Source organism: Rhizobium sp. RU35A, assembly GCF_900156005.1.
Taxonomy (GTDB): Bacteria; Pseudomonadota; Alphaproteobacteria; order Rhizobiales; family Rhizobiaceae; genus Neorhizobium; species Neorhizobium straminoryzae.
This window is the reverse complement of the sequence record NZ_FTMR01000010.1, coordinates 127523-151452: the sequence shown is the minus strand read 5'-3', so window position 1 is coordinate 151452 and position 23930 is coordinate 127523. Positions and strand designations below refer to the sequence as shown.

Sequence of the window (23930 nt, the reverse complement as noted above, 5' to 3'; positions counted from 1 at the left end):
TGACGCCCGAGCCCAGCGACGCGTCCCAGGATCGGGAGGACCATGTGCGCAGTTCCATCGAAATCTATGATCTTGCAAGCCGTTCGTCGCGTGTCGTCTGGCAGACGCCTGATCTGTTCGAGGCCCCGAACTGGTCGCCGGATGGATGCTTCCTGATGCTGAACAGCGAGGGGCGCATGTATCGTCTGCCTCTGTCGGGGGAGGCGATCCCGGAACCGATCGACACCGGCTTTGCCATCCGCTGCAACAATGACCATGGCATTGCACCGGATGGCCGCCACATCGCGATTTCCGACAAATGCGAGTTTGGCAAGTCCGCCATCTACATCCTGCCGGCGGACGGCGGGGTTCCGAAGCTGGTGACGCAGAACCTGCCAAGCTACTGGCACGGCTGGTCTCCGGATGGTGCGCGCTTCACCTATTGCGGCATCCGCAACGATGTCTTCGACATCTACACCATCCGCACCGATGGCAGCGATGAGCAGCGCCTGACGCATGGCGAAGGCCGCAATGACGGCCCCGATTATTCGCCGGATGGTCGCTTTATCTATTTCAACTCCAGCCGCAGCGGCCGCATGCAGGTCTGGCGTGTCCCGGCAGAGGGCGGCAAGGCCGAACGGATCACCGAGAGCCCCTATGGTGACTGGTTTCCCCATCCTTCGCCGGATGGGCGCAAGGTCGTCTTCCTGTCCTATGACGGAGATGTCTTCGACCACCCGCGCGATCTTAATGTCCGGGTGCGGCTGATGAACCCGGATGGCAGCGGCGTGGAGACGCTGTTCGAGCTGTTCGGCGGGCAGGGCACCATGAATTCGCCCAACTGGTCACCTGATGGTGCAGCCTTTGCCTATGTGCGTTATTTTGCGGCGGAGTGAGCGAGCATGAACGACCCCGAAAACCCCTGCGGCCCGGCTGCAGGGCTTGCACCGGCCGGTCCCTTCGCGGATGCCGAGCGCGCCGCGATCTATCATGCCATCCATACACGGCGCGACGTGCGCGACCAGTTCCTGCCGGACCCGCTGCCCGAGGATCTGCTGCAGCGCCTGCTCAACGCGGCCCATGCCGCACCGTCCGTGGGCTTCATGCAGCCCTGGAGCTTCATCCTGATCCGCGATGCAGACCTGCGCCAGCGGGCCTGGGAGGCGTTTTCGAAGGCCAACGACGAAGCGGCGGCCCTGTTTGCCGATGAGAAGCAGTCGCTTTACCGCAGCCTGAAGCTGGAGGGCATCCGCAAGGCGCCGCTCTCCATCGTCGTCACCTCCGATCCGGACCGCGCAGGGCCTGTGGTGCTGGGACGCACCCACAATCCGCGGATGGATGTCTATTCGACCGTCTGTGCCGTGCAGAACCTGTGGCTGGCGGCGCGCGCCGAAGGTGTCGGCGTCGGCTGGGTCAGCATTTTCCGCGACGAGGACGTGCGCGCCCTGCTGGGTATTCCCGACCGCGTCGAGATCGTCGCCTGGCTCTGCCTTGGCTATGTCGAGGAACTCTATCAGGCTCCGGAACTGGCGCTGAAAGGCTGGCGACAGCGTCTGGATCTCGATGACCTTGTCTTTTGCGAGCGCTGGGGCGAGCCCGAACGCACGGAATGAGGGCGCCGGCCTACTGGGTCGGCTGCGTCTGCGGTCCTGCCGGATGGGTGAGATCGATCCTCGGATCGTTGGGGAAGAAGGCCGGGCCAACCATCCGCACCGGCTTGCTCGGGTCCCAGGGGCGATCCGGCGGACCGGCGCGACGGGCCGATTGTTGCGGCTCGATCTTGCCCTGCAGGGGCGCATAGACCGAGGAGGCCGGCGCGGCTGCCGTGGGTTTCGGCGGCTGCGGCGGTTCCGGCAGGATGGCGGCGCGAGGCTTCATCCTTTCCTGCTCGAGCGCCGAAAAATCGATCTCTCCACAGCGCAGAGCCTGCATTTCCCTGCGGATATCCGCCTCGTTGCGGCCGAGCGACCGGATCACCTGCTTCGGTCCCTGGCGATTGGCGATGATCGCGCGCCGGTTTGTTTCCATCGACGCCAGCCGCGCGGTGATGTCGGCGCAGGGGTCCGGATAACCGTCCTGGTAGGTGAGCGTGCTGCTGCCCGGCTGGCCGATGCGGCAGCCGAGCTGCTGGATCTCCACACGGATCTCGCGGATTTCGCGGTTCTGTTCGGCCAGTGCCTCTGCGAAGGTGCGCACCTCGGCACTGTTGCCGGTCACTGTCGGCGTGGCGGCGATCTCCTTGCCGAGCGCCAGGCAGCGCGCGGCATTGTCTGCCGCCATTGCGGTTGCCGGCACGAAGGCCAGCAGGAGGGAAAGAAGCGATGTCACCCGCATCGAAGGTTTCCGGCTCTCGTCGATCGAGGCGGCAGGATGCCGCCCCGAGATTGACAATCTGATAAGGTCCGGATGGAACCTAGCGCAAGGATCGCGTTTAGCCAGTGGTGGCGAAATCCGCATGCGAGGCTTCGACCACCGCAAGGGCTGCCATGTTGACCACGCCGCGCGAGGTGACCGATGTCGACAGGATATGCGCCGGCTGGGCCGTGCCGAGCAGGATCGGGCCGACATGCAACGCGTCCATCATGGTGCGCGCGATGCCGAGCGAGATGTTGGCGGCATCGAGGTTCGGGAACACCAGCAGGTTGGCCTCGCCGGAGAGATCGCTGTTGGGCATGGCGCGCTTGCGCAGCGATTCCGAAAGTGCCGATCCCGCCTGCATCTCGCCATCCACCTCCAGATCCGGCGCCCGTTCGCGCACCAGCTCCAGCGCGTCGCGCATCTTGCGGGCGCTTTCGGAATTACGCGATCCGAAATTGGAATGGCAGATCAGCGCAGCTTTCGGCGTGATGCCGAACCGGCGGATTTCCTGCGCGGCAAGCACGGTGATCTCGGCGATCTCCTCATGCGTCGGATTGTAGTTGACGAAGGTGTCGGTGAAGAAGACCGGCCCCTTCTGGGTGATGAGCAGGCTGAGGCTGGAAAAGGCCTTGACGCCCGGACGCTTGCCGATGATCTGGCCGACATCCTTGAGGTGGCGGTCGAAGCGGCCTTCGACGCCGCAGATCAGCGCATCCGCCTCGCCGCGCTTGACCGAGAGCGCACCGATCACCGTGTTGTTGGTGCGCACAATGGTGCGGGCGGCTTCCGGATTGATGCCGGCGCGGCCAACCAGTGCAAAATAATCATCCACGTAATCGCGGTAGCGCGGATCGTCTTCCGGATTGACCACGGCAAAATCGACATTGGGCCGGATGCGGATGCCGAAGCGCTTCAGGCGCGCCTCGATGACCGAGGGACGGCCGATCAGGATCGGCACGCCGGTCTTTTCCTCGAGCAGAACCTGGGCGGCGCGCAGCACGCGCTCGTCTTCGCCTTCGGCAAAGATCACCCGCTTCTTCTCCGCCTGCCGGGCGCTGGTGAAGATCGGCTTCATGACGAAGCCGGAGCGCCAGACGAAGCGGTTCAGCTGGTCGAGATAATGGTCGAAATCGGTGATCGGGCGAGAGGCGACGCCGGTCTCGGCCGCAGCCTTGGCAACGGCCGGAGCAATGCGCAGGATGAGGCGCGGATCAAACGGCGAGGGGATCAGGTAGTTCGGGCCGAAGACCGGCGTCTCGTCCGCATAGGCGCGGGCCGCGACATCGGAAATCTCTTCGCGGGCAAGGCCGGCAATGGCCTTGACGGCCGCCATCTTCATCTCTTCGTTGATGGTGGTCGCGCCGCAATCCAGCGCGCCGCGGAAGATGTAGGGGAAGCAGAGAACGTTGTTGACCTGGTTCGGGAAGTCCGAACGGCCGGTGCAGATCATCGCGTCGGGGCGTGCCGCACGCGCCAGTTCCGGCATGATTTCCGGCGTCGGGTTGGCAAGCGCCATGATCAGCGGCTTTTCCGCCATCTGTTCCAGAAGTTCCGGCTTCAGCACGCCGGCGGCCGACAGACCGAGGAAGACATCGGCGCCGCCGATCGATTCGGCGAGCACCCGCTTGTCGCTCTTCTGGGCGTAGACTTCCTTCCACGGGTCCATCAGCACGTTGCGGCCTTCATAGACGAGGCCTTCGATATCGTGCACCCAGATGTTTTCCCGCCTGGCGCCAAGCGAGACCAGCAGGTTGAGACAGGCGAGCGCGGCGGCACCGGCGCCCGAGGTGACCACCTTGACGTCCTCGATCTTCTTGCCGGCAAGTTCCAGGCCGTTGAGGATCGCGGCCGCCACGATGATGGCCGTGCCGTGCTGGTCATCATGGAACACCGGGATGTTCATCCTGGCGCGCAGCTGGCTCTCGACCTCGAAGCATTCCGGGGCCTTGATGTCTTCCAGGTTGATGCCGCCGAAGGTGGGCTCCAGCGCCGAAATGGTCGAGACCATCTGGTCGACGGTGTCGGCGGCGATTTCGATGTCGAAGACATCGATGGCGGCAAACTTCTTGAAGAGGACGGCCTTGCCTTCCATCACCGGCTTGGACGCCAGCGGGCCGATATTGCCGAGGCCGAGCACGGCCGTTCCGTTGGAGATGACGGCCACGAGGTTGGCACGCGCGGTGTAATCGGCTGCGGTTTCCGGATTGTCGCGGATGGCAAGGCAGGGGGCGGCCACGCCCGGCGAATAGGCGAGCGCCAGATCGCGCTGGTTGCCGAGCGGCTTGGTCGGCACGATCTCCAGCTTGCCGGGGCGCGGATAGCGGTGGAAGAAAAGCGCCTGTTCGTCCAGGTCCGCCTTGGCCGGGGTCGTTTCGGGCATCCCCTTCTGCTGCTGCTCCATCGCCAACTCCTTGTGTCAGTCGTGTCAGTCTTTCGTCTAGGGCGTCTCTTACATCAAACGGAAGGCAGGAACAGCACTGAAATATCGGTGATCACCGCCGAAAAATGTTGCGCAGGCGCCGATTCTGGCTGTTGCCGTGGACTGGATCCCCTAATCCGCCGCCGCTGTCATGTTCCTGATAAACGAGTCTGGTTTGGAACAATCAGAGGGCGGTGTGTGTAGAAAGGGTGAATTTCGTGACCGAGGCAGCCGAGACACGTCATTTCCGGGCTCTGTTCATTTCCGACGTTCACCTGGGATCGAAGGCCGCGCGCACCGATTTCCTGCTCGATTTCCTGCGTCATCACGAGGCGGACACGATCTATCTCGTCGGTGACATCGTCGACGGCTGGCGGTTGAAGCGCAGCTGGTACTGGCCGCAGGGCTGCAACGACGTGATCCAGAAGCTGCTGCGCAAGGGCCGCAAGGGCGCGCGCATCGTCTACATTCCCGGCAACCACGACGAATTCCTGCGCGATTTTCCGGGCATTCACTTCGGCGGCATCGAGGTGGTGGAACGCACGGTGCATGAAGCGGCAGACGGCAAGAAATATCTCGTGCTGCATGGCGACGAATTCGACGTCGTGGTGCGCAACATCCGTCTGCTCGCCTATCTCGGCGACTGGGCCTATGATGCGGCGATCGCCATCAACGTGGTCCTGGCCGCCGTCCGTCGTCGCCTCAACCTGCCGTACTGGTCGTTTTCGGCCTGGGCCAAGCTGCAGGTGAAGCAGGCCGTCAACTTCATCGGCGAATTCCAGAAGGTGGTGGCGGAGGAAGCGCGGCGTCACCAGGTCGACGGCGTGATTTGCGGCCACATCCACCACGCGGTGATGGAGGATATCGAGGGTATCCGCTACATCAACACCGGCGACTGGGTGGAAAGCTGCACGGCGATTGCCGAGCACATGGACGGGACATTCGAACTGATCAACTGGCAGCGCTCGAGCGTCATCCAGAGCGATAGCGAGGTGCTGGAGCCGATTGCGCTGCCGCAGACACTGGTGTCACCCGCAAGCGACATGCAGGCCGCCTGACGGGCGCGATCCCGTCTTCCTTGCATGCAGGCGGATAGGCAGGACGGACCGGTCGTGCTAGAGGCCATGGCATCCCGCCCGATGCCATGCCGGAGCCCCCGTGGCCCAAGTTTCAGTCTCCACCCCGCCGATTCCCTCTCTGTTTGCTGCCCGATGTGCCTTCGCCTATGCGGTCGCGCTTGGCGTGAACGGCGTTCTTCTGCCCTATTTTCCCGTATGGCTTCGGTCGCTTGCGCTGAACGATGTGGAGATCGGCCTCATCCTGTCGCTGCCGATCGTGCTGCGTGTCATGAGCGCGCCGCTCGCCGGCCTGCTGGCCGACCGGCTGTCAGAGCGGGCGCGCATCCTGCTGATTTCGGCCATCCTGTCTATCGCAACCGCGATCGGCCTGATGGTCGTCAACGGCTTCTGGCTGGTGCTGGTGATCTTCGGACTGCAGGGGGCTGCCTTTGCGCCGTTCACGCCGGTGCTGGAATCGATCACCGTGATGGGCGTGCGCCGCTGGGGCCTCCGCTATGGCACGATCCGCGTCTGGGGCTCCATCGGCTTCGTGGCGGTGACGCTGCTTGCCGGGCAGGCGATGGCACATTTTTCGGTTTCCGTCGTGCCGCTCGCCGCACTTCTGGCCTTCTCGCTGACGCTGATGGCGGCACTGACGGTGCCGCGGCTCGGCCGTGCGGCAGCCCGTCCGGCCTCGGCCGCAGCGCGTGGATCGGCTCGCGCGCTCCCGCCCGGCCTGCATCTGCTGATGATCGGCTGCACGGTCGTGCAGTGCACCCACGGGATGTATTATGCCTTTTCCGCCATTCACTGGGAAAGCATCGGCTTTTCCGGTTCCGAGATCGGCCTTCTCTGGTCGGCCGGCGTGATGGCGGAAATCCTGTTCTTCTTTCTCTCGGGCCAGATTGCGCGGCGCGTGACGCCGATCCGGCTGATCGTCTTCGGCTCGCTGGTGGCAATCCTGCGCTGGGTGCTGTTCGTCCAGCCGCTCGGCATCGTGCCGGCGCTTCTCCTGCAATGCTGTCATGCCTTCAGCTTCGCCTTCCTGCACTTCGGCCTGCAGCAGAAGATCGTGGAGAGTGTTCACGAAAGCCAGGAATCGACGGTGCAGGGCACCTATTTCTTCTACAGCGGCGCCTTCCTGGCCGGCTCGACCTTTCTCTCCGGGGTGATCTACCGGCATTTCGGCCAGGAGGGCTATTATGCCATGGCGCTGACGGCGGCCTGCGGGCTGGTGCTGGTGCTGCTGGCTGCCCGGAAGGTGGTCGATGCGCCTGCCACTGCGCGGTGACGGCGCGTACATCCGGCGTTTCCTGTGTGGTGTGGAAGACAACCTGCGCGATTCGTTGTGGCTTTGCGGTGACGGGAGCCGGTTTTTCCATCCGCCCCGCATGGCAATTGTCCAGCCGGCGGCTATATTGCAGCTCTCATCGGTGGGAACAAACCGTGCGCCCGAGCAGCGATAGATGCATATGAAGCCGAAGCGTGCCAATGGGCCGCAAGCCACGATCGAACAGGACGATTCGGCAGGGACAGGGCAACGCCTTGTCCTGTCCGGTGACTGGCGGAGCCGCGGCATTTCCTCCGTCATCAACCAGTTGCTGGCGATCGAAAAGAAAGGCGGCGAGGGCCGTCTCGAACTCGATGTCTCCGCGATGGAACACGTCGATACCGCCGGTGCATGGCTCATTCGCCGGCTGGTCAGCGCCCGCCAGCAGGCTGGCGCCGACGTCGTGCTGATCGGTGCAAGCGACGCGCTGAAGGATCTGCTCGAGGTTCTGCCCGAAACGACGCCTGCACCCGCCGCAGCAGGCGCCGCGCGCGCCACGCTGTTCCAGCGTATCTTCGATCCTGTTGGCCGCACCGTGATGGAATTCCATGCGGATGCCGTGGCCGGCATGAACATTCTGGGTTCGGCGGTTGCCGGCGCCCAGATGAAGCTTGGCCGCAGCACAGGCGTGACACCGGCATCCGTCGTGACGCATATCGACCGTATGGGCGTGCGCGCCGTACCGATCATCGTCCTGATGTCCTTCCTGATCGGTGCGATCATTGCCCAGCAGGGCGCCTTCCAGCTGCGCTATTTTGGCGCCGAGTTGTTTGTCGTTGATCTGGTCGGCATTTTGCAGCTGCGCGAAATCGGCGTGCTGCTGACGGCAATCATGATTGCAGGCCGCTCCGGCAGCGCGATCACCGCCGAAATCGGATCGATGAAGATGCGCGAGGAAATCGACGCGCTGACGGTGATCGGTCTCAATCCGGTCGGCGTTCTCGTGTTCCCGCGGCTGGTGGCGCTCACCATCGCGCTGCCGCTGTTGACCATCGTTGCCAATTTTTCCGCACTTTACGGCGCCTCCATCGTCGCCTGGCTCTATTCGGACATCACCTTCGAGACCTTCCTCGGCCGCCTGCACGAGGCGGTGGACTATTCCTCGGTGGCGTCAGGCATGATCAAGGCGCCGTTCATGGCGCTTGCCATCGGCATCGTTGCGGCCGTCGAGGGGCTGAAGGTCGGCGGCAGTGCCGAATCGCTCGGCCAGCATGTCACGGCTTCGGTGGTGAAGGCGATTTTCGTCGTCATCCTGATGGATGCGCTGTTCGCCATCTTCTATTCCGCCATCAATTTCTAGGATAACAGAGGCGATGCGGTGCGGGGGCAAAGGCATGAAGAAGACGGCGGGCGCCGGCAAGGGGCCCGTCATCGCGTTGAGTGAGTTTTGACCCAGGGATGCGCATGGCAGTTCAGGAACAGGCGATCGAGGCGGAAAGCCATCCGGATGATGACCGGGTGATCCTCTCCGTGCGCAACCTGACCGTTGGTTTCGGTCAGAAGACGGTGCTTGAAAACCTCGATCTCGACATCTATCGCGGCGAGATCCTCGGTTTCGTCGGGGCCTCCGGCACCGGCAAGTCGGTGCTGATGCGCACGGTGCTCAGACTTCTGCCGCACCGTTCCGGCTCGATCCACATTCTCGGCGTCGATTACGAAAAGGCCGACCAGCGCCAGCGCATGGCGCTCGACATGCAGCTCGGCGTGCTGTTCCAGCAGGGGGCGCTCTTTTCCTCGCTGACGGTCAAGGAAAACATCCAGTTGCCGATGCGGGAATATCTCGATCTGCCGCAGTCGCTGATGGACGAACTGGCCTATCTGAAGATCGACATGGTGGGGCTCGCCCTCGACGCTGCCGACAAGTATCCGTCCGAACTCTCGGGCGGCATGATCAAGCGTGCCGCCCTGGCGCGGGCGCTGGCGCTTGATCCGGCGCTCGTCTTCCTCGACGAGCCGACCTCCGGTCTCGATCCCATCGGGGCCGCCGAATTCGACATGCTGATAGCACGATTGCGCGATACGCTGGGCCTCACGGTCTATATGGTCACGCACGATCTCGACAGCCTCTTCTCCGTCTGTGACCGCATCGCGGTCCTCGGCAAGAAGCGGGTGCTCGTCGAGGGGACGCTGGATGATATGCTCGCCTGCGACGATCCGTGGGTGCAGTCCTATTTCCGCGGCAAGCGGGCCCGCAGTATCGTGACCGACGACCAGAATGCCGGCCAGGTGCCAGGAAAGTCATAAGATCATGGAAACGAAAGCCAACTACGCCATCGTCGGTTTCTTCACGCTTCTGGTTGTCGCAGCCGCCTTCGGCTTCGTCTACTGGATGGCGCAATATGGTCGTGGTGGACCGATGTCGGAACTGGCCATCCGCATTCCGGGGTCGGCCAACGGCCTTTCCGTCGGCTCCGCGGTGCGCTTCAACGGCATCCAGGTCGGTTCGGTGCGCAGCCTTGCCATCGATCCCGAGGATCCGCGCTATTCGATCGCCTTCACCGAAGTGCAGACAACCGCGCCGATCTATCCGTCGACCAAGGCCGTGCTGGAAGTGCAGGGCCTGACGGGAGCAGCCTATATCGAGCTGTCCGGCGGGCGCACCGGCGAGGACAATCTGCTCAAGAAGTCGGAGGAGACCGGGCGCCCGGCCGTGCTGATCGCCGACCAGTCGAGCGTCACCAACCTGCTTGCCACCGCCGACAAGATTCTCCAGCGCGCGGACGATGCAATCGGCCAGATCCAGGGGTTTGTGACCGATGCGCGCGGACCGCTGACCCGCACCATCGAGCATGCGGAAGCCTTCACCGGCGCACTGAGTGCCAATTCCAATGCCATCGATGAGTTCCTGAAGAGCCTGTCGACGCTTGCCGTCACCTTCAATGGCGTCTCCCAACGGCTGGATTCGACGCTGGAAGCCGTGGACAGCCTGGTGCGCGCCGTCGATTCCAACAAGATCAACAACATCGTCTCCAATGCCGAGAAGGTGACGGGTGACATTGCCCAGTCGACCGGCCAGCTCGACACGATCATGTCGCAGGTCCGCGAGGCGGCGAGCGGCTTCAATCAGGCCGGCGTCGAGGCGCAATCGGTGCTGAAGCGCGCCGACAGCCTGCTGGCCGCCGTCGATGCCGACAAGGTAAACCATGCGGTGAGCAACATCACCGACGCCAGTGCCGATGCCCGCAGCGCCATTGCGTCTGCCCGCCAGCTGGTGGATGGCGTGGCCGACCGTCGCGACGATATCAACAAGGCGATCGAGAACTTCCAGGAATTGTCTCAGAAACTGAATCAGGCCTCCAGCCGCGTCGACGGCATTCTTGCCAAGGTTGACGGCATGGTGAGCGGCACGGATTCCCAGGGCCTGTTCGCCGAGGCGCAGAAGACGCTGGAATCGATCCGCGCCACCGCCGACAACCTGAACGCCCGCATAGGCCCGATTGCCGACAATCTGGCGCGCTTCTCCGGCACTGGCCTTCGCGACGTGCAGTCGCTGGTCACCGATACGCGCCGGGCAGTGGACAATCTCAATCAGACCATCACCAACTTCGACCAGAACCCGCAGCGGCTGATTTTTGGCGGTGATACGGTGAAAGAATATGACGGCAGGACCCGGCGTTGAGGGGGAGTGAGACGAGCATGACGGACACCCAGAAGACCAAGGGACCGGTGAGAGCCCGCTCCTTCCTTGCCCTGCCTCTGATGGCACTGCTTGTTGCAGGCTGTGGAACGCAGGCGAAGAACGATACCTTCGACCTGGGGCTTGCGCCCTCGGTTGACGGCCCGGCGCGCAGCAGTCGCCAGATCCTGATTCCGGAGCCGACGGCCCTCAAGCTGCTCGACAGCGATCAGGTGGTGGTGCGCGTCTCGCCCTCCGAGGTGCAGTATCTCGCCAATTCCCGCTGGGGCGACCGTCTGCCGCGCATGGTGCAGGCGAAGCTGGTGCAGGCCTTCGAGAACAGCCGCAAGCTGGCCGGTGTCGGCATCCCCGGGCAGGGGCTGGCGATCGACTATCAGGTCGTGACCGAAATCCGGGCCTTCGAGGTGAGCACTGGCAGCCCGCGTGTGGCGACGGTGGAAATTTCCGCCAAGCTGCTGAATGACCGCAACGGCTCGATCAAGGCGCAGAACGTCTTCCGCGCCAGCGTGCCGGTGACGGGCGAGGCGAACGACCAGTTCATTGCCGGCATCAATCGTGCCTTTGCCAAGGTGGGCGGCGAGATCGTCGACTGGACGTTGCGCGCGCTCTAAGGCGCTGGCCTGGATGGCCGCTCCGCGGCGGCTGCCACTCTCCCTGTCCGAGCCTCGCGGCGGTAGGATCGTGATGCCAGCGGAAAGCCGTGCTCCTTGCAGAGAACGGTTGCTGGGCTCCCGTTGGTTAAGAGCCTCTGCTGGCAATGGTTCGCCGAGGACGTCAACGCTCAGAACCTTGTCTGCCGCCCAGCGTATGCGCCTTGATTGCGGGCCTGCTGTTGCCCGGCCGGCTGTCCGACATCACATCTCCGGCCTGCTCCGGGCCGTTCAGCGCTTCCGGTCCTCGGACGGGAGGGCCGCTAAGAGCCAGCCAGATCTGACCTATATGTTTGCGATCCCGCCCTTTGCCTCAAGATGGCGAAGGAGGAAGCTGCGCGCAGTGATGAAACTCCATGTTTCCGGCGCATCGGCGAGAACGGAACGGCCAGAGAAAAACGCGGCAAGCGGGTAGGCGAGGATCCGGCTGGCTTCGCCGCGATCCCGCGCTTGGCGAGCAACCTTGAGAATGTCCGCCGCGCTCGAACGGCTGGGGGTGACGAAGAAAAGCTCCGGGTGGCAGAAGACCGGATCATAGCCCATGCCGATGGCGGAGGATGCCGACCGGACGAGATCCGTCACGGCGATTTCCTCCGCGATCTCGCGGGCGATTTCCTGGAAGAGATCAACACTGCCATCCACCTCCGGCGGTTCCGCATAGCCTCCGATCAGATAGAGCGCTCCCGGATTCTGATCCGCCGTCAGGCTGCGGCGCGTCACGATGACATGGTCGTCTGCGGTCACCACAAGAGCGGTCATGCCGAGCGGATCGGCTCTCCGGGCATCGGGATGCGCGACCGCAAACTCCGGATGTCGGGTCGCCACATAGGCGGAATAGCAGGTCCGGCTTGCCTGAAGCACCAGTCGCCCCTGGTCCACGCGCAGGTCATCCAGCCGCAGCAGGCTGCCATCGAAGGCCGAGGCATTCTGGGCGCGATGGGCGTCCCATGCAACCCTGCGGGCGGCTTCCACCGGACCGGCGAGTTCGAAGCGTCCGCGACTGGTGCACGCTACGCAGTCGACGGGAATGCTGAACGGTTGACCGGCAAACATGGAGCGCGCCTCCTGTCTTCGGGCCATCGGCCCGGTGACTGTTCGGCCGAAAACCCGCACCGGCCTCAACCGCAATCCTGTCCGGCAGCCAGAGGCAGGCAGAGGCCTAAATGCAAATCAGGTCCCCGTCCGAAGACGGGAACCCGTGATGTGGAAGCCGTCGCGCTCCGCGCCGCTCAGTTGAAACGACCGGCGGCGTGGGCAAGCATGGTATAGACCTTGCCGGTATCCGAGGTCAGATAGCTCTGGGTGACGCTGCGGTCGCGGTCGGTGCGGGCAACATCGTTCAACAGCTTTTCGAAATCGGCGATGTAGCGGTCGACGGCGGTGCGGAATTCCGGCTCGCGGTCGTACTTGCGCTTGATCTCGTCAAAGGTCTGCTGGCCTTTCAGCGTATAGAGCCGGCGGGTGAAGACGTCACGCTCGCCGCGCTGGTAGCGCCGCCACAGTTCGACCGAGGCATCGTGATCGATGGCACGCGCTATATCGACCGAGAGCGAGTTAAGCGACTCGACCATGTGGCGCGGGTTGCGGCCGTCGGCGGCACGTGCCTGCGGCTCGGCGGTCCGCTGCGCCGGCTGGCGTACGGGTGCTGCCGGGGCCTGCGGAGCGTCCTCACGGGAGGCGCCGCGCAACAGGTCGCTGATCCAGCCGCCGCCTTCACCACCGCGTGCGGCGGGCGCTTCCGGCTGGCGCTGTGCGACGGCCGGGCTGCGGTCCGCAGGCAGGCTGCCGCGCAGGCCACCACTCACGGCCTCCTGCCGGGGGGCGGGCCGGGGGGCGGGTTGTGCAGGTGCCATCGGCGGCCGGTTGCCATAGGAGACGGTCTGTTGCTGCGGCCGGGCAGGGGCTGCCGGGGCAGGCGCAAAGCTCTGTGGCTGTGCAGCCGGCTGGCGCGGAGCGGCGGCGGCGGGCTGTGAGATTTCCAGCGTCTGCGCGGACTTGCCGACAATCGCGGAAATATCCTGCAGGGCCTTGATCTGTTCGGCCACCGCGCGCCGCATGGCCGCAGCGCTTTCCTTGGCCTCTTCCGGCAGGTCGAAGGCGCCACGCTTCAGTTCGGCGCGGGTATCGTCCAGTTCGCGGCGGATCTCGCCGGCCGAGCGGCGGATTTCCTCCGTGGCGCCGGCGAAGCGGGAAATCGCCTCCTCGACAGACTGCCGCAGCGTATTCCGCAGATGTTCGGCGGCGACATCGGACTTGCCGGCGGCTTCCGTCATCAGGCGTTCGACATCGGAGAGCGAACCGGCAATGCCGCCGCGCATCCGTTCGGCCAGCATCCGCGAGCGCTTCTCGGCCTCCGTCAGCGTGCCTTCGATGGCGCGCTGCGCGTCGTCGCTCGCCTGGGTCAGCGCCGCGCGCATGCCCTCGGCCGTCTGCTGTGCACGCTGTTCGGCTTCGCCAAGCGAGCGGTTGATGTCGGTGAACGAACCCTGCAGGTTCTGGCGCAGCAGCGCGCCGACTTCCGCCGAGCGGGCCTCGGCGCGGTCGAAGGCGCCGTCAACGACGCCGGACAGCGCGCGCATGCTGGATTCGATTTCCTCGGACCGCTTGACGAGACCGACCGACAGGGTGCGCAGGGCTTCCTGGCGTTCGCTGAGCGTCGAGGCAAGGTTGGACTGAGCGGCGCCGAGCAGCGACGAGGCCTGGTCGAGCATCGTGCTGTATTCGTCGAAGCGGCCGACAATGCCACCGACCTGCGACAGCGTCTGGCCGGAAATCTGGCCGAGGCGGTCGACATTGTTTTCCAGCAGGCGGCTGGAGCTCGAAACCATATCGGCAGCGCGCGTGCTGACATCGGTAAAGCGCGCGGCCGTCTGGCCAAGTTTCTGGTCGGCATCCGCCAGCCGGTCTGCGGCCTGTTCCACCGTCATGCCGATTTCGCGGGCTGCATGCTCCACCAGCGATGCAATGCCGGTATTGCTGTTTTCCAGCCGCGTGATCAGATCATTGACGCTGTGGGCAAGGCTGTGCTCGGCACTGCGGATCGTGCCTGCGGCCTGCTGTGTGCGGTCGCTGATGGCGGCGAGCGTTTCGTTGGTCCGGGCAGAGATCGCCTCGACCAGCGAGCCGTTCTCGTTGCGCAGACGCTGGGCATTGAGCTGGGCGGCGGCAACCAGACGTTCGGCGCTCTCGTCGGCTGCGGCAGCCAGACGCTCCGCTGCGCTGCGGCCGGTTTCGGCATACTGCTCGACGAGCGGACGGGCCTGCTCCTCGATGAGGCGCGAAAGTTCCGCCGAACGGGCCGACAGCATGGAGTTGAGATCGCGGGAACGGTTGTCCAGGCTGGCGCGGATCGCCTCGCCCCGTGCTTCGAGCGCCCGGTCGACGGCCTCCAGCGCGGCATTGACCTCGCCGGTGGTCTCTGTGAGCGCCGTGCGGATGCTTTCGCCGCGGGCGGCAATCGTGCTGTCGACGGTTTCGAGCGTCGAGCCGATTGCGCTTGCCGTGTCCGACAGGGCGGTGCGGATCGCCGAACCGCGTGCATCGAGCGTGCGCCCGGCCTCGTCAAGCGCACCGGTGATGCTGCCGACCTGACGCTGTACGAGGTTTTCCGCCTCGGACACCTTGTTCATGATCGAATTGCCGGCCTCGGAGAAGGCTTGCGCCACGGCTGCGGCCTGCCCGGCCAGACGGTTCTGCGTCTCGCCGATGCGGCCCGCGATCTCGTTGGAGCGCTCCTCAAGCGCGCGGGCGAATTCCGAATTGCGCTGGTCGAGATCGTCGGCAAACTTCGCCCCGGCCTGCGTCAGGGTTTCGGCCGAGCGCATGGCTTCGCTGTCGAATTCACGGGCGGCGGTGGAGACGGCATCCCGCAGCGAGCCGGCGAGGGTCGAAGCCTTGCCCTCGATGGTGCGGCTGACATTGTCGAGGCCGATGGTGATGGCGCGGTCCATGGTCGACAGGCGCTCATCGACGCGGGCGGTGCCTGCCTCGAAGGAACCGGCAATGCGGTCCGTCGCCTCGTTGCTGATGCGCTGGAATTCCTCGGTACCACGGCTGAAGGTGCCTTCCAGCCGCTCGAGGCTTGCGGCATTGGTGCGCTCCAGCGCGTCGGTGCGCTCTGCCAGCGTCTGCGACAGCTGCTGGCCGACACCTTCGACCATCGAAGAGACATCCCCGATCTGGTTGCGAATGCGCGATTCCAGTCCGCTGAAGGTGGACTCGATACGGCGGCCGGTATCGTCCAGCGTGGTCGCAACACCGCCGACGGTGCCTTCGACGCGGCTGGAGAACTGGTCGGCAGAGGCCGTGATCTCGCGGGCGGCATCGCCGAGCCGGCCGGCGATTTCGCCGGCGGTGCTGCGCAGGCGTTCTTCCAGTTCGATCCCCGCGCCATCAATGACCGAGCGAAGCGCATCCTGCTGGCTTTCCAGCGACATTTCCAGCATGCCGGTGCTGGTGGCGATCGTGGTGCCGATCGAGGTGGCCTGATCAAGCAGCAGGTCGCCGAGATGCGCCTGTGCATCGCCCAGCGTGGATGACAGCGCGTCGCGACCGCTGTCGAGTGTGGAGCGCAGACGTTCGTGGCCATCGTCCAGCGTGCTGGCCAGGTTCTGACGAGCGCCATCAACGAGACCGGCGATTCGATCCTGGCTGCTGCCGAGAACCTGTTCGACACGGTCGATGCCGTCGCCAAGACCGGTTTCGAAGCGGCGTGCATTGTCGCCAAGCGTCGTTTCGATGCGGCCCGATGCGGCGCCAAGCGTGCGGTCGATCACATCGTGACCGGCAATCAGCGTGCGGGCGAGTTCGGCGGTGCGGCCTTCCAGCGACTGGTCCAGGCGTTGCTGGTTGTCGGCATAGGCCGCACGCAGTGCCTCCGTGCGGCTGACAAAACTCTGCTCGATGCGCGAATCGGCCTGTTCGACGGTCGACATCAGAGCCGCAGTCTTCTCATCGACCATGCTGGCCAGGCGGTCCTCGCTGACGGCAATGGTGGCGCTCAGCGCCATGGTGCGGTCATCCAGAGTATCGCCCAGGCGCTCTGTGCCCGTGGTCAGCATCTGGCCGAACTCATCGACGCGTCGGCCAAGATCGGTCTCGATCCGGTCACGGCCATCGGAGAGCGTCCGGGAGAGTTCCGTCGCGCGCGCTTCCAGCGTCTGGTCGAGCCGCTGCTGGTTGTCGGCATAGGCAGAGCGAAGGGCTTCCGTGCGGCTCGCGAAGCTTTCGGCAATGCGCGAATCGGCCTGTTCGACGGTTGACATCAGCGATGCCGTCTTTTCGTCGACGACGCTCGACAGGCGATCCTCGCTGAGCGCGATCGTGGCACTGAGTGCCATGGTGCGATCGTCCAAGGCATCGCCGAGGCGCTCGGTTCCGGAGGCAACCATCTGGCCGAACGCATCGACGCGACGGTCAAGATCGGCTTCCATACGGCCATGGCCGTCGGACAGCGTGCGCGACATGGCGTCGATGCGGCTGTCGAGGAGGCCGGCCATGCGCTCCGGCGCGCCGGAGACGGTGTTTTCGAGGGCATCCGCCCGGCTGCCGAAGGTTTCGGCAAAGCGCTGGTGGCCGGTCTCGAGCGACTGCATCAGGGTGGCGGAGCGTTCGGAGAGGCGTTCCTCGAAGCGGGTCTGGCTGTCGGAGAGCGCGCCGGCCAGCATCTGGCTGCGTTCCGAAAGCACGGCGTCGATGCGTTGATGCGCATTGCCGATGCTGTCGGTCAGTTCTGCGGTGCGTGCGGCGAGGGCGCCCGTGATTCGGTTGCCGCGGCTGTCGAGCCCTTCGAGCAGGTCGCGCGAGCGCTCGTCAAAGGTGTCGGTCAGGCTGCGGCCGGTCTGGTCGATGCTCTCGGTCAGGGCCCGTGCGCGGGCATCGAGGCGGCTGTCGAGATCCTGCGTCCGCGTATCGATGTCGCCGATCAGCGTCCGGCTCAGCGTGTCGAGGCCTTCGGTGATCTGCCGGCCACGGGCATCAAGATTGCTGTCCAGGCTCTGGCTGCGGCTGTCGAGATGTTCGAGCAGGCTGCGGCTGCGGGTGTCGATCGATTCGGTGATCTGGCGGCTGCGCGCATCGAGGCTGCTGTCGAGAGACTGGCTGCGCTGGTCGAGATCGTCGACGAGAATGCGGCTGCGGTTGTCGAGGCTCTCTTCGAACACGCGGGCGCGGGCGTCAAAGCCTTCGGTGAGCTGACGGGTGCGCTCGTCCATGCTCTCGGACAGGCGACGATGGCGCTCTTCCAGCGTTTCGGAAAGGCCGCGTGTGCGGACATCAAGCGTGTCGTCCAGCTGGCGGGTGCGGCTGTCCAGATCCTCGATCAGGCCGCGGCTGCGGGACTCCAGCCCCTCGTTGAGGGCGCGGTTGCGCTCGTCCAAGTCGGCGGCGAGGCGACGGGTGCGGGCATCGAGCGCTTCGGACAGCTGGCTGCTGCCCCCCTCCAGCGTGGTTTCGATCAGTTCCTGACTGGTGCCGAGCGTCGTGGCGATCGCCAGCGAATGATCGGTGAAGGTCGAGCTGATGCGCTCGACGCTGCTTGTCAACAGGCCTTCCAGTGAATCCGTGCCGCCGTTCAGGGTGTCGCGGATGCTGGCAAGGCTTTCGGTCAGCTTGGTGCCGAGCGAGCCGGACCGCTGGTCGAAGGCGCTGGTGAATTCCTCAAGGCCCGTATCGAAGGTTGCGCTCAATTGGCCGATGGTGCCCTGCAGGCGCTCTTCGAACAGGCCCGTGCGCAGGTCGAGATCCATGATGGCATCGTCTGCAGCCGTCTGCAGGTTCTGCCGGAAACTTGCACCCTTCTCGTCGAGCGAGCGGTTGAGCGAGGTCAGCACCGTGCCGAGCGTGCCGCTGAGGGCGCGCTCGCCATCGGTCAGCGTCTCGTTGATTTCGCGGGTGCGGGCCAGCAGCGTTTCGTTGAGCAGGCGGGTGCGCTCGTTGAGCGCGGCGTTCAGCTTTTCGGTGCTGGCGTCGAGCGTGGAGGCACGCGTCTCGAACTGGCTGACAATCTCGTTGCCGCGGGCGGCCAGCGTCGAACCGAGATGGCCGAGGCGGCTGTCGAATTCGGCGGCGAGCGTGGAGCCGGAGGTGTTGAGGGCTGCAATGACGCCTTCGGTCTTGGCGGCAAGCAGCGAGCCCAGCGCTTCGCCGGCGGCATTCGATTTTTCCATGAGAAGGGCGGCGCGCGTGTCGATCATCGAGGCGAAGGCTTCGCCCGATGTTGCGAGACGCACGGCAATCTCCTCCGTCGCCAGCGACAGCTCTTCCTTCATCTGCTCATGCGCGCCGACGATGGAGGTGCGGATGCGCTCGGCATGGTTGACGATGGCGTCGCGCTCGGAGCCCAGTTCATGCACGAGGCCGCGCACGCGCATCTCGTTGTCGGCATAGCTGCGCTCCAGCGCATTCACTTCCGAATGCACGAGCGTTTCGAGCTCTGTCGCGCGGGCAATCGTGCGCTCGATGCCTTCGTTCATGGCCGAGACTTCGCGGCGTACGGCCTGACCGACCGACATGATGCGCTCGGAGGCGATGGTTTCCGGCTCGGCGAGACGCAGCGCCACCTCGGCCATGGAGCGCGCCGCATTCCGCAGGTCCTGGGCGCGGGCCATCATGATGGCAAAGGCGAAGAACAGCATGACCGGCACGACGATGCCGATGATGACGGCGACAAGGCCGGGCATGGCGACGAGATCGGCAAGGGATGCCATCTGGCGCATCTGGCCGCCATAGAGAAGCTGTCCGAGGCCGGCGCCACCGACCGCCCAGAGCAGCGAGACGATGCCGGCATTGCGCAGGGCCGAGCGCATCGATCCGCTTTCGAGCGACCGCATGATGCTCGACGTGCTGCGACGGCCGCTGTCGTTGGCGGGCTCGAATGTGGGAGATTTCGGTTCGGCGGCTGCGCCAGGGCGCGGCGTTTCCTGCGCACGCTGGCGGGCGGCCTGTGGGGTCGCCTGTGGAGCCGATTGCGAGGCGGGGCGCTGCTTGGGGGTGTCCTGCACGGCGGATGCCTCCGGCGAAGGGGGAGCGGATCGCTTTTTCGGCGTCGCCTGTGGCTCGTCATTGAAGTCGATCTTCAGCGCGTCTTCCAGCGCCTGGAAGGCCGTCTCGTCGATCGACTCGCTGTTCGGATTCTTAGCCATGCGGTTACGCCTCGTTACCATACTCAACCGGTCGACGGGACATTGCGCCGTGCCGCGAGAGGCGCAACTGGCCGTCTGCCGGGCCGGTTCCGTCGCAAGTCCGGGCTTGCGGCTGTTCCGGTCCATTCCAAACCCGCTGGCAGCCTTCCTGCGCAAACACGTCATAAGAAAGGCTTAGCGGGGCACCCAGGCTGGTACAGGCCTCATGCCCACACCAGTCTTCATCGTACTGTAGTGGCACATTCAGCATGCCGACACAATTCTGGGCCCGGATGCAGTTCCTGCGCGACATTGTTGTTAACAGATTTTAAACCTCGACAGGAGCGGATTTCCCTTGATTTCGTGCGAGTTACGGGAAATTAACCATATCCTAAAAAAAATCTGCCGTCTTTGCGCCGGAATTTAAGGGAATAGCCATGCTGTCCCGGAAATCTGGGGCAGGCCGCGCATCGCTCCTCGGGGAGCCGGACATGCCGGCCCATCCGAACGCGGTGAGCCAGGGCAGTTGGTCATGGTTCGAACCGGTTCGGGAGGCAACAAAGGGATGAACCTGTTCATGGCATCGGTGAACATTGCATTTGAGGCGCCTGACAACGGTCGCGGCGCTGGCGTTTCGTCGCCCCGTCCGATCGATCTCGATCATCTGGCGATCCAGACCATGGGCGACAAGTCTCTGGAAACGGAAGTGCTGGCGCTGTTCACGCGCCAGGCGCGTGCCGCGCTGCATGAAATCGCCGAGGGTTCCGAGGCGGTGACCGTGGCTGCCGCGCACCGGTTGCGCAGTGCCGCCAACGCGATCGGCGCCTTTGGCGTGGTGAAGGCTGCCGAGCAGCTGGAAACCCAGCCCGGCAATGCGGCCGCGCGGGCGGCCATTGCCGCCTCCGTGCTGGAAGCCGAGAACTTCATTCTGAAGCTTCAGCGCTGATTGTGTTTCCGATCGTGCATGCGCGATGCAAGGGCGCAGCGCAGTTGCCCTTGCGGTGTTGATGGGTTCAAAGCGTTGACTGAAACGGCGATTTGTCGGAAGACAACGCCACTTTGACTTCAGTTCGCAGGGACCCGCCATGACGCAACTCACCATCGTCGCCTTCGACGGAACACGCTTTGACATCGATGCGGAGCCGGGCTCCACGGTCATGGAAAACGCTGTCCGCAATTCCGTTCCGGGTATTGATGCCGAATGTGGCGGGGCCTGTGCCTGTGCCACCTGTCATGTCTATGTCGACGACGCCTGGATGACGGCCGTGGGCGGTCCCGCGCCGATGGAAGAAGACATGCTCGACTTTGCCGTTGATGTGCGTTCCAATTCGAGACTGAGCTGTCAGATCAAGATCACGCCGGAGCTGGACGGCCTGGTCGTGACCGTGCCGGAACGCCAGGGCTGATCCTGTTCCGCGGACTTGCCTGTTGGCCAAAAAAAATCGCCTCGCCACGCTTGCGCGCTGGACGAGGCGAAGGCGGGCGTATCGCTGTTGGATGAGGGAGGAAACATCCGCAGCTTTCGGATACGCCAGGAGAACATCGGGAACGCGAATTCAGCATCATATGCATGCGCACCGTAACGGGTGCGGTCCGGCGGCTTTGTCGCCTGCCGAGGAATTGGGGGGCGGTTGTCGCATGCGCCGCCTCACATGCGACAACCGAGCCGAACATCCGGGGCGCCTTGCTGTCTGCCGTGCCCCTTCAGTGATTGTGACTATATGAGAATTGGTGAATTTAGCCAATTGGAAGAAATCACCAGTCATTCACCATAGGTTGCGCAAGTTTCACGCAATCTTCCGAATCGGCCACTTTCTGGACGTCCGGGCCGCCGGAGGTTGCAAGAGGGCTGGCCGGAGCGACAGAGCCCGAACTGCGCCTTTCAGGGGGCGCCGGCGCTGCGATACTTCAGCAGGCGCATCATGCGGTCCTCGAAGTTCCTGGCTTCGACCATGTCGAAGCGCAACTGGTCGCGGTCGTGCTCGTCGATGATACGCCGGCTGATGGTGCCGACCTGCCTTTCCAGTACGGCGCAGTTGTTGGCCGGGGGCAGCGCCAGAAGCGCCTTTTCCAGGTCGCGGGCATGCTGGCGGGCAATTTCCGCATGCCGCTCCTCGTGGCGCTTGATATCGGCCGACAGCGTGTCCCAGATGAGCGCAAGCCCTGGCTCGGCCCGCCTTCGGTTCTTCCAGCGCGGCAGGATGATCTTGGTTCGCAGTGTCACATTGACATCGCCGACGGCGCAGTGGCCCTCGCTCTCGTGGTAGGTGATGTCGCCGCCGAACCTGATTTCCGTTGCCCCCGGATGGCGAAAGCCTGCGGCACCCGTCTGCGGGCCGCGCCTGGCAAGTTCCGCATCCAGATCCTCGGAGGTGCGCCCGGAAATGTTGAAATAGCTGTAGGTCTTGATGATGGCGGGATCGGCAAGGGTGGGGCAGGCCGAAGTGAGCAGAAGCAGCAATGCCGGAACAAGGGGACTGCGAGCAAGCGCTGCGGACATTCTGGTGCCTGTGTGATTGAGTTTGGTCAGAGCTTGGGGCATAGCGCTTACCACCGCAACAGACGTTTGCAAATTTCCTGGTGAGAGATGAGGATCGCAGCCGACGTGACATTTCCCGGCAACAGCATCTGGCAGGTTGGCGGTGGACGCACGCTCGCGCTTGGCGGCAGCGGCCATCTGATGGCGATCATCAACGTGACGCCGGACTCCTTTTCCGATGGCGGGCTGCATTTCTCGGTCGACGCTGCCGTGGCCCAGGCGCTTGCCTGCGTCGCCGACGGCGCGACGATTCTCGATATCGGTGGCGAATCGACGCGACCGGGGGCCGCCCCGGTATCGCCCGCCGAGGAACAGGCACGCATCCTGCCGGTGATTGCCGCGCTGGCCGGTTGCACGGACGCGCTGATTTCGGTCGATACCTACAGGGCCGAGACGGCGCGTCTCGCCGTGGCCGCCGGAGCCCATATCGTCAACGACGTCTATGGCCTCAGCCGTGACCCGGATATGGCCCGCGTGGTGGCGCAGACGGGCGCGGGCCTGGTCCTGATGCATACCGGACGCGGGCGCGAGACGGACAAGGTGGCCGACGTGGTGGCCGATCAGCGGATCTTCCTTGCGCGACAACTGGACATGGCGGCTGAAGCCGGGATCCGTCGCGAGGCAATCGTTCTCGATCCCGGCTTCGGTTTTGCCAAGGACCGCGACGAGGATTTTTCGCTGATGGCGCGGTTTCGCGAGCTGCGGGATATCGGCTTTCCCTGGCTGGTCGGCACCTCGCGCAAGCGTTTCATCGGGGCTGTGACCGGACGCGAACAGGCATCAGACCGTGATGTGGCAACGGCGGCGACCACCGCGCTGCTGCGTCTTTCCGGCGCATCGATCTTCCGGGTGCATAACGTGGCGGCGAACCGGGATGCCCTGCGCTTGGCCGATGCGGTGCTGGCGGCAGATCATGGCGGCGGCCACAAGGAGAATGAGGCGTGAGCATCTACACGATTACCCTGAAGAACTGCGCCTTTTATGCGCGCCATGGCGTGCTGAAGGAGGAATCGGTGCTTGGCCAGCGATTCTTCGTGGACGCCGAACTCGACGTCCCGGCAGGTGCCGCCCTCACCGAGGACGATCTCGACGCCACCATGCATTACGGCCATGCCTTTGCGGTGATCGAGCAGGTGGTGACCTCGACGCGCCGGTCGCTGATCGAGGCCCTGGCGCATGACGTGGCGCTGGCGCTCTGTGCGCGCTTTCCGCAGATCGTGCGGGCCGCCATCACCGTGCGAAAGCCGAGCGTGCCCATTCCCGGAATTCTTGACCATGTCGAGGTGCGCATTGAACACCGTCCCTGAACAAGCCGTGGTGCAGGAAGGCTGGGAGCGGGCAACGCTCGGCCTCGGCGGCAATATCGGCGATCCGCGCGCCGCGATGGCTGCCGCGTTGCAGGCGCTGGATGGCCGCGAGGACTGTCGGGTGATCGCCGTGTCGCGGCTCTATCGCACGCCGCCCTGGGGCAAGATCGACCAGGCGGATTTCGTCAACAGTTGCGCCATGGTCGAGACCCGTCTGTCGCCGAAGGAACTGCTGGACCTGTGTCTTTCCATCGAACGCGGCATGAAGCGCGTGCGGCTGGAGCGTTGGGGGCCGCGCACCATCGATATCGACGTTCTGACCTATGGCGCTTTCCAGGTGCATGAAGAGGGCCTCGATGTGCCTCATCCACGCATGGTGGAACGCGGCTTCGTGCTGATGCCGCTGGCAGACATCGCGCCGGATCTTGTCGTGCTGGGCAAAACAGTTTCGGCCTGGCTCAGCCAGGCCGACACGGCGGGAATTGAGGTTTCCGACGACGCCACCGACTGGTGGCGGGCCTGATGCCTGGCAT

General features: G+C 64.5%; 18 protein-coding genes. 13 read left to right on the top strand and 5 right to left on the bottom strand.

From position 1 onward, the window contains the following. Nucleotides 1-44: 44 nt before the first annotated feature. Both F3H95_RS20635 and bluB read left to right on the top strand, forming a co-directional pair. Nucleotides 45-875: a TolB family protein gene (locus F3H95_RS20635; RefSeq protein ID WP_149747388.1), complete on the top strand. Its 831-nt coding sequence runs from the start codon at nucleotides 45-47 to the stop codon at nucleotides 873-875. 6 nt (nucleotides 876-881) lie between these two features. Further along, entirely contained in the window at nucleotides 882-1592 is a 711-nt protein-coding gene (bluB, locus tag F3H95_RS20630) for a 5,6-dimethylbenzimidazole synthase (RefSeq protein ID WP_149747387.1), read from the top strand. Nucleotides 1593-1602: 10 nt separating this feature from the next. Here the strand turns inward: bluB and F3H95_RS20625 are convergent, their stop codons facing one another. Then, nucleotides 1603-2313 (bottom strand): hypothetical protein, encoded by a 711-nt coding sequence (locus tag F3H95_RS20625; RefSeq protein WP_149747386.1) that lies wholly within the window; start codon nucleotides 2311-2313, stop codon nucleotides 1603-1605. Between the two features lie 97 nt (nucleotides 2314-2410). Continuing rightward, entirely contained in the window at nucleotides 2411-4738 is a 2328-nt protein-coding gene (locus F3H95_RS20620) for an NADP-dependent malic enzyme (RefSeq protein WP_149747385.1), read from the bottom strand. A 236-nt stretch (nucleotides 4739-4974) separates the two neighbouring features. Here F3H95_RS20620 and F3H95_RS20615 point away from each other — a divergent pair, with 236 nt between their 5' ends. The 6 genes from F3H95_RS20615 (at nucleotide 4975) to F3H95_RS20590 (ending at nucleotide 11392) form a co-directional block, all read left to right on the top strand. Beyond that, nucleotides 4975-5814, top strand: coding sequence for a UDP-2,3-diacylglucosamine diphosphatase (locus F3H95_RS20615; protein WP_149747384.1), 840 nt, complete (start codon nucleotides 4975-4977; stop codon nucleotides 5812-5814). A 100-nt stretch (nucleotides 5815-5914) separates the two neighbouring features. Beyond that, nucleotides 5915-7105, top strand: coding sequence for an MFS transporter (locus F3H95_RS20610; protein ID WP_149747383.1), 1191 nt, complete (start codon nucleotides 5915-5917; stop codon nucleotides 7103-7105). 181 nt (nucleotides 7106-7286) lie between these two features. Beyond that, nucleotides 7287-8444 carry an MlaE family lipid ABC transporter permease subunit gene (locus tag F3H95_RS20605; RefSeq protein WP_149747431.1) on the top strand — a complete coding sequence of 386 codons (1158 nt, stop codon included), beginning with the start codon at nucleotides 7287-7289 and terminating at the stop codon, nucleotides 8442-8444. 98 nt (nucleotides 8445-8542) lie between these two features. Further along, nucleotides 8543-9388, top strand: a complete 846-nt coding sequence (locus F3H95_RS20600; RefSeq protein ID WP_149747382.1) for an ATP-binding cassette domain-containing protein — start codon at nucleotides 8543-8545, stop codon at nucleotides 9386-9388. Nucleotides 9389-9392: 4 nt separating this feature from the next. Continuing rightward, nucleotides 9393-10763 carry an MlaD family protein gene (locus F3H95_RS20595; RefSeq protein WP_149747381.1) on the top strand — a complete coding sequence of 457 codons (1371 nt, stop codon included), beginning with the start codon at nucleotides 9393-9395 and terminating at the stop codon, nucleotides 10761-10763. Nucleotides 10764-10780: 17 nt separating this feature from the next. Further along, nucleotides 10781-11392, top strand: coding sequence for an ABC-type transport auxiliary lipoprotein family protein (locus F3H95_RS20590; RefSeq protein WP_149747380.1), 612 nt, complete (start codon nucleotides 10781-10783; stop codon nucleotides 11390-11392). Nucleotides 11393-11716: 324 nt separating this feature from the next. On the opposite strand, the gene F3H95_RS20585 is transcribed toward F3H95_RS20590, so the two are convergent. Continuing rightward, nucleotides 11717-12484, bottom strand: a complete 768-nt coding sequence (locus F3H95_RS20585; RefSeq protein WP_149747379.1) for an NUDIX hydrolase — start codon at nucleotides 12482-12484, stop codon at nucleotides 11717-11719. A gap of 176 nt (nucleotides 12485-12660) precedes the next feature. Continuing rightward, nucleotides 12661-19572 (bottom strand): hypothetical protein, encoded by a 6912-nt coding sequence (locus tag F3H95_RS20580; RefSeq protein ID WP_149747378.1) that lies wholly within the window; start codon nucleotides 19570-19572, stop codon nucleotides 12661-12663. Nucleotides 19573-20128: 556 nt separating this feature from the next. Between F3H95_RS20580 and F3H95_RS20575 the strand changes: the two genes are divergently transcribed. Together F3H95_RS20575 and F3H95_RS20570 are read left to right on the top strand one after the other, a co-directional pair. Next, nucleotides 20129-20497 carry an Hpt domain-containing protein gene (locus F3H95_RS20575; protein WP_149747377.1) on the top strand — a complete coding sequence of 123 codons (369 nt, stop codon included), beginning with the start codon at nucleotides 20129-20131 and terminating at the stop codon, nucleotides 20495-20497. A 139-nt stretch (nucleotides 20498-20636) separates the two neighbouring features. Further along, the gene (locus F3H95_RS20570; protein ID WP_149747376.1) at nucleotides 20637-20957 is read left to right on the top strand and encodes a 2Fe-2S iron-sulfur cluster-binding protein; all 321 of its coding nucleotides are present in this window, start codon (nucleotides 20637-20639) and stop codon (nucleotides 20955-20957) included. A gap of 476 nt (nucleotides 20958-21433) precedes the next feature. Here F3H95_RS20570 and F3H95_RS20565 read toward each other — a convergent pair whose 3' ends face one another. Further along, nucleotides 21434-22051 (bottom strand): DUF922 domain-containing protein, encoded by a 618-nt coding sequence (locus F3H95_RS20565; RefSeq protein ID WP_244618090.1) that lies wholly within the window; start codon nucleotides 22049-22051, stop codon nucleotides 21434-21436. 105 nt (nucleotides 22052-22156) lie between these two features. Between F3H95_RS20565 and folP the strand changes: the two genes are divergently transcribed. From folP to folK, 3 genes are read left to right on the top strand one after another with little or no spacing between them, the layout of a single operon-like run. Next, a complete protein-coding gene (folP, locus tag F3H95_RS20560; protein WP_244618089.1) occupies nucleotides 22157-23035 on the top strand; it encodes a dihydropteroate synthase in 879 nt (292 codons plus the stop codon). Then, nucleotides 23032-23397 (top strand): dihydroneopterin aldolase, encoded by a 366-nt coding sequence (folB, locus tag F3H95_RS20555; RefSeq protein ID WP_149747375.1) that lies wholly within the window; start codon nucleotides 23032-23034, stop codon nucleotides 23395-23397. The genes folP and folB overlap by 4 nt, the downstream gene beginning before the upstream one ends. After that, a complete protein-coding gene (gene folK, locus F3H95_RS20550; protein WP_280177853.1) occupies nucleotides 23381-23920 on the top strand; it encodes a 2-amino-4-hydroxy-6-hydroxymethyldihydropteridine diphosphokinase in 540 nt (179 codons plus the stop codon). Before folB ends, folK begins: the two co-directional genes overlap by 17 nt. The last annotated feature ends 10 nt before the right edge of the window (nucleotides 23921-23930 follow it).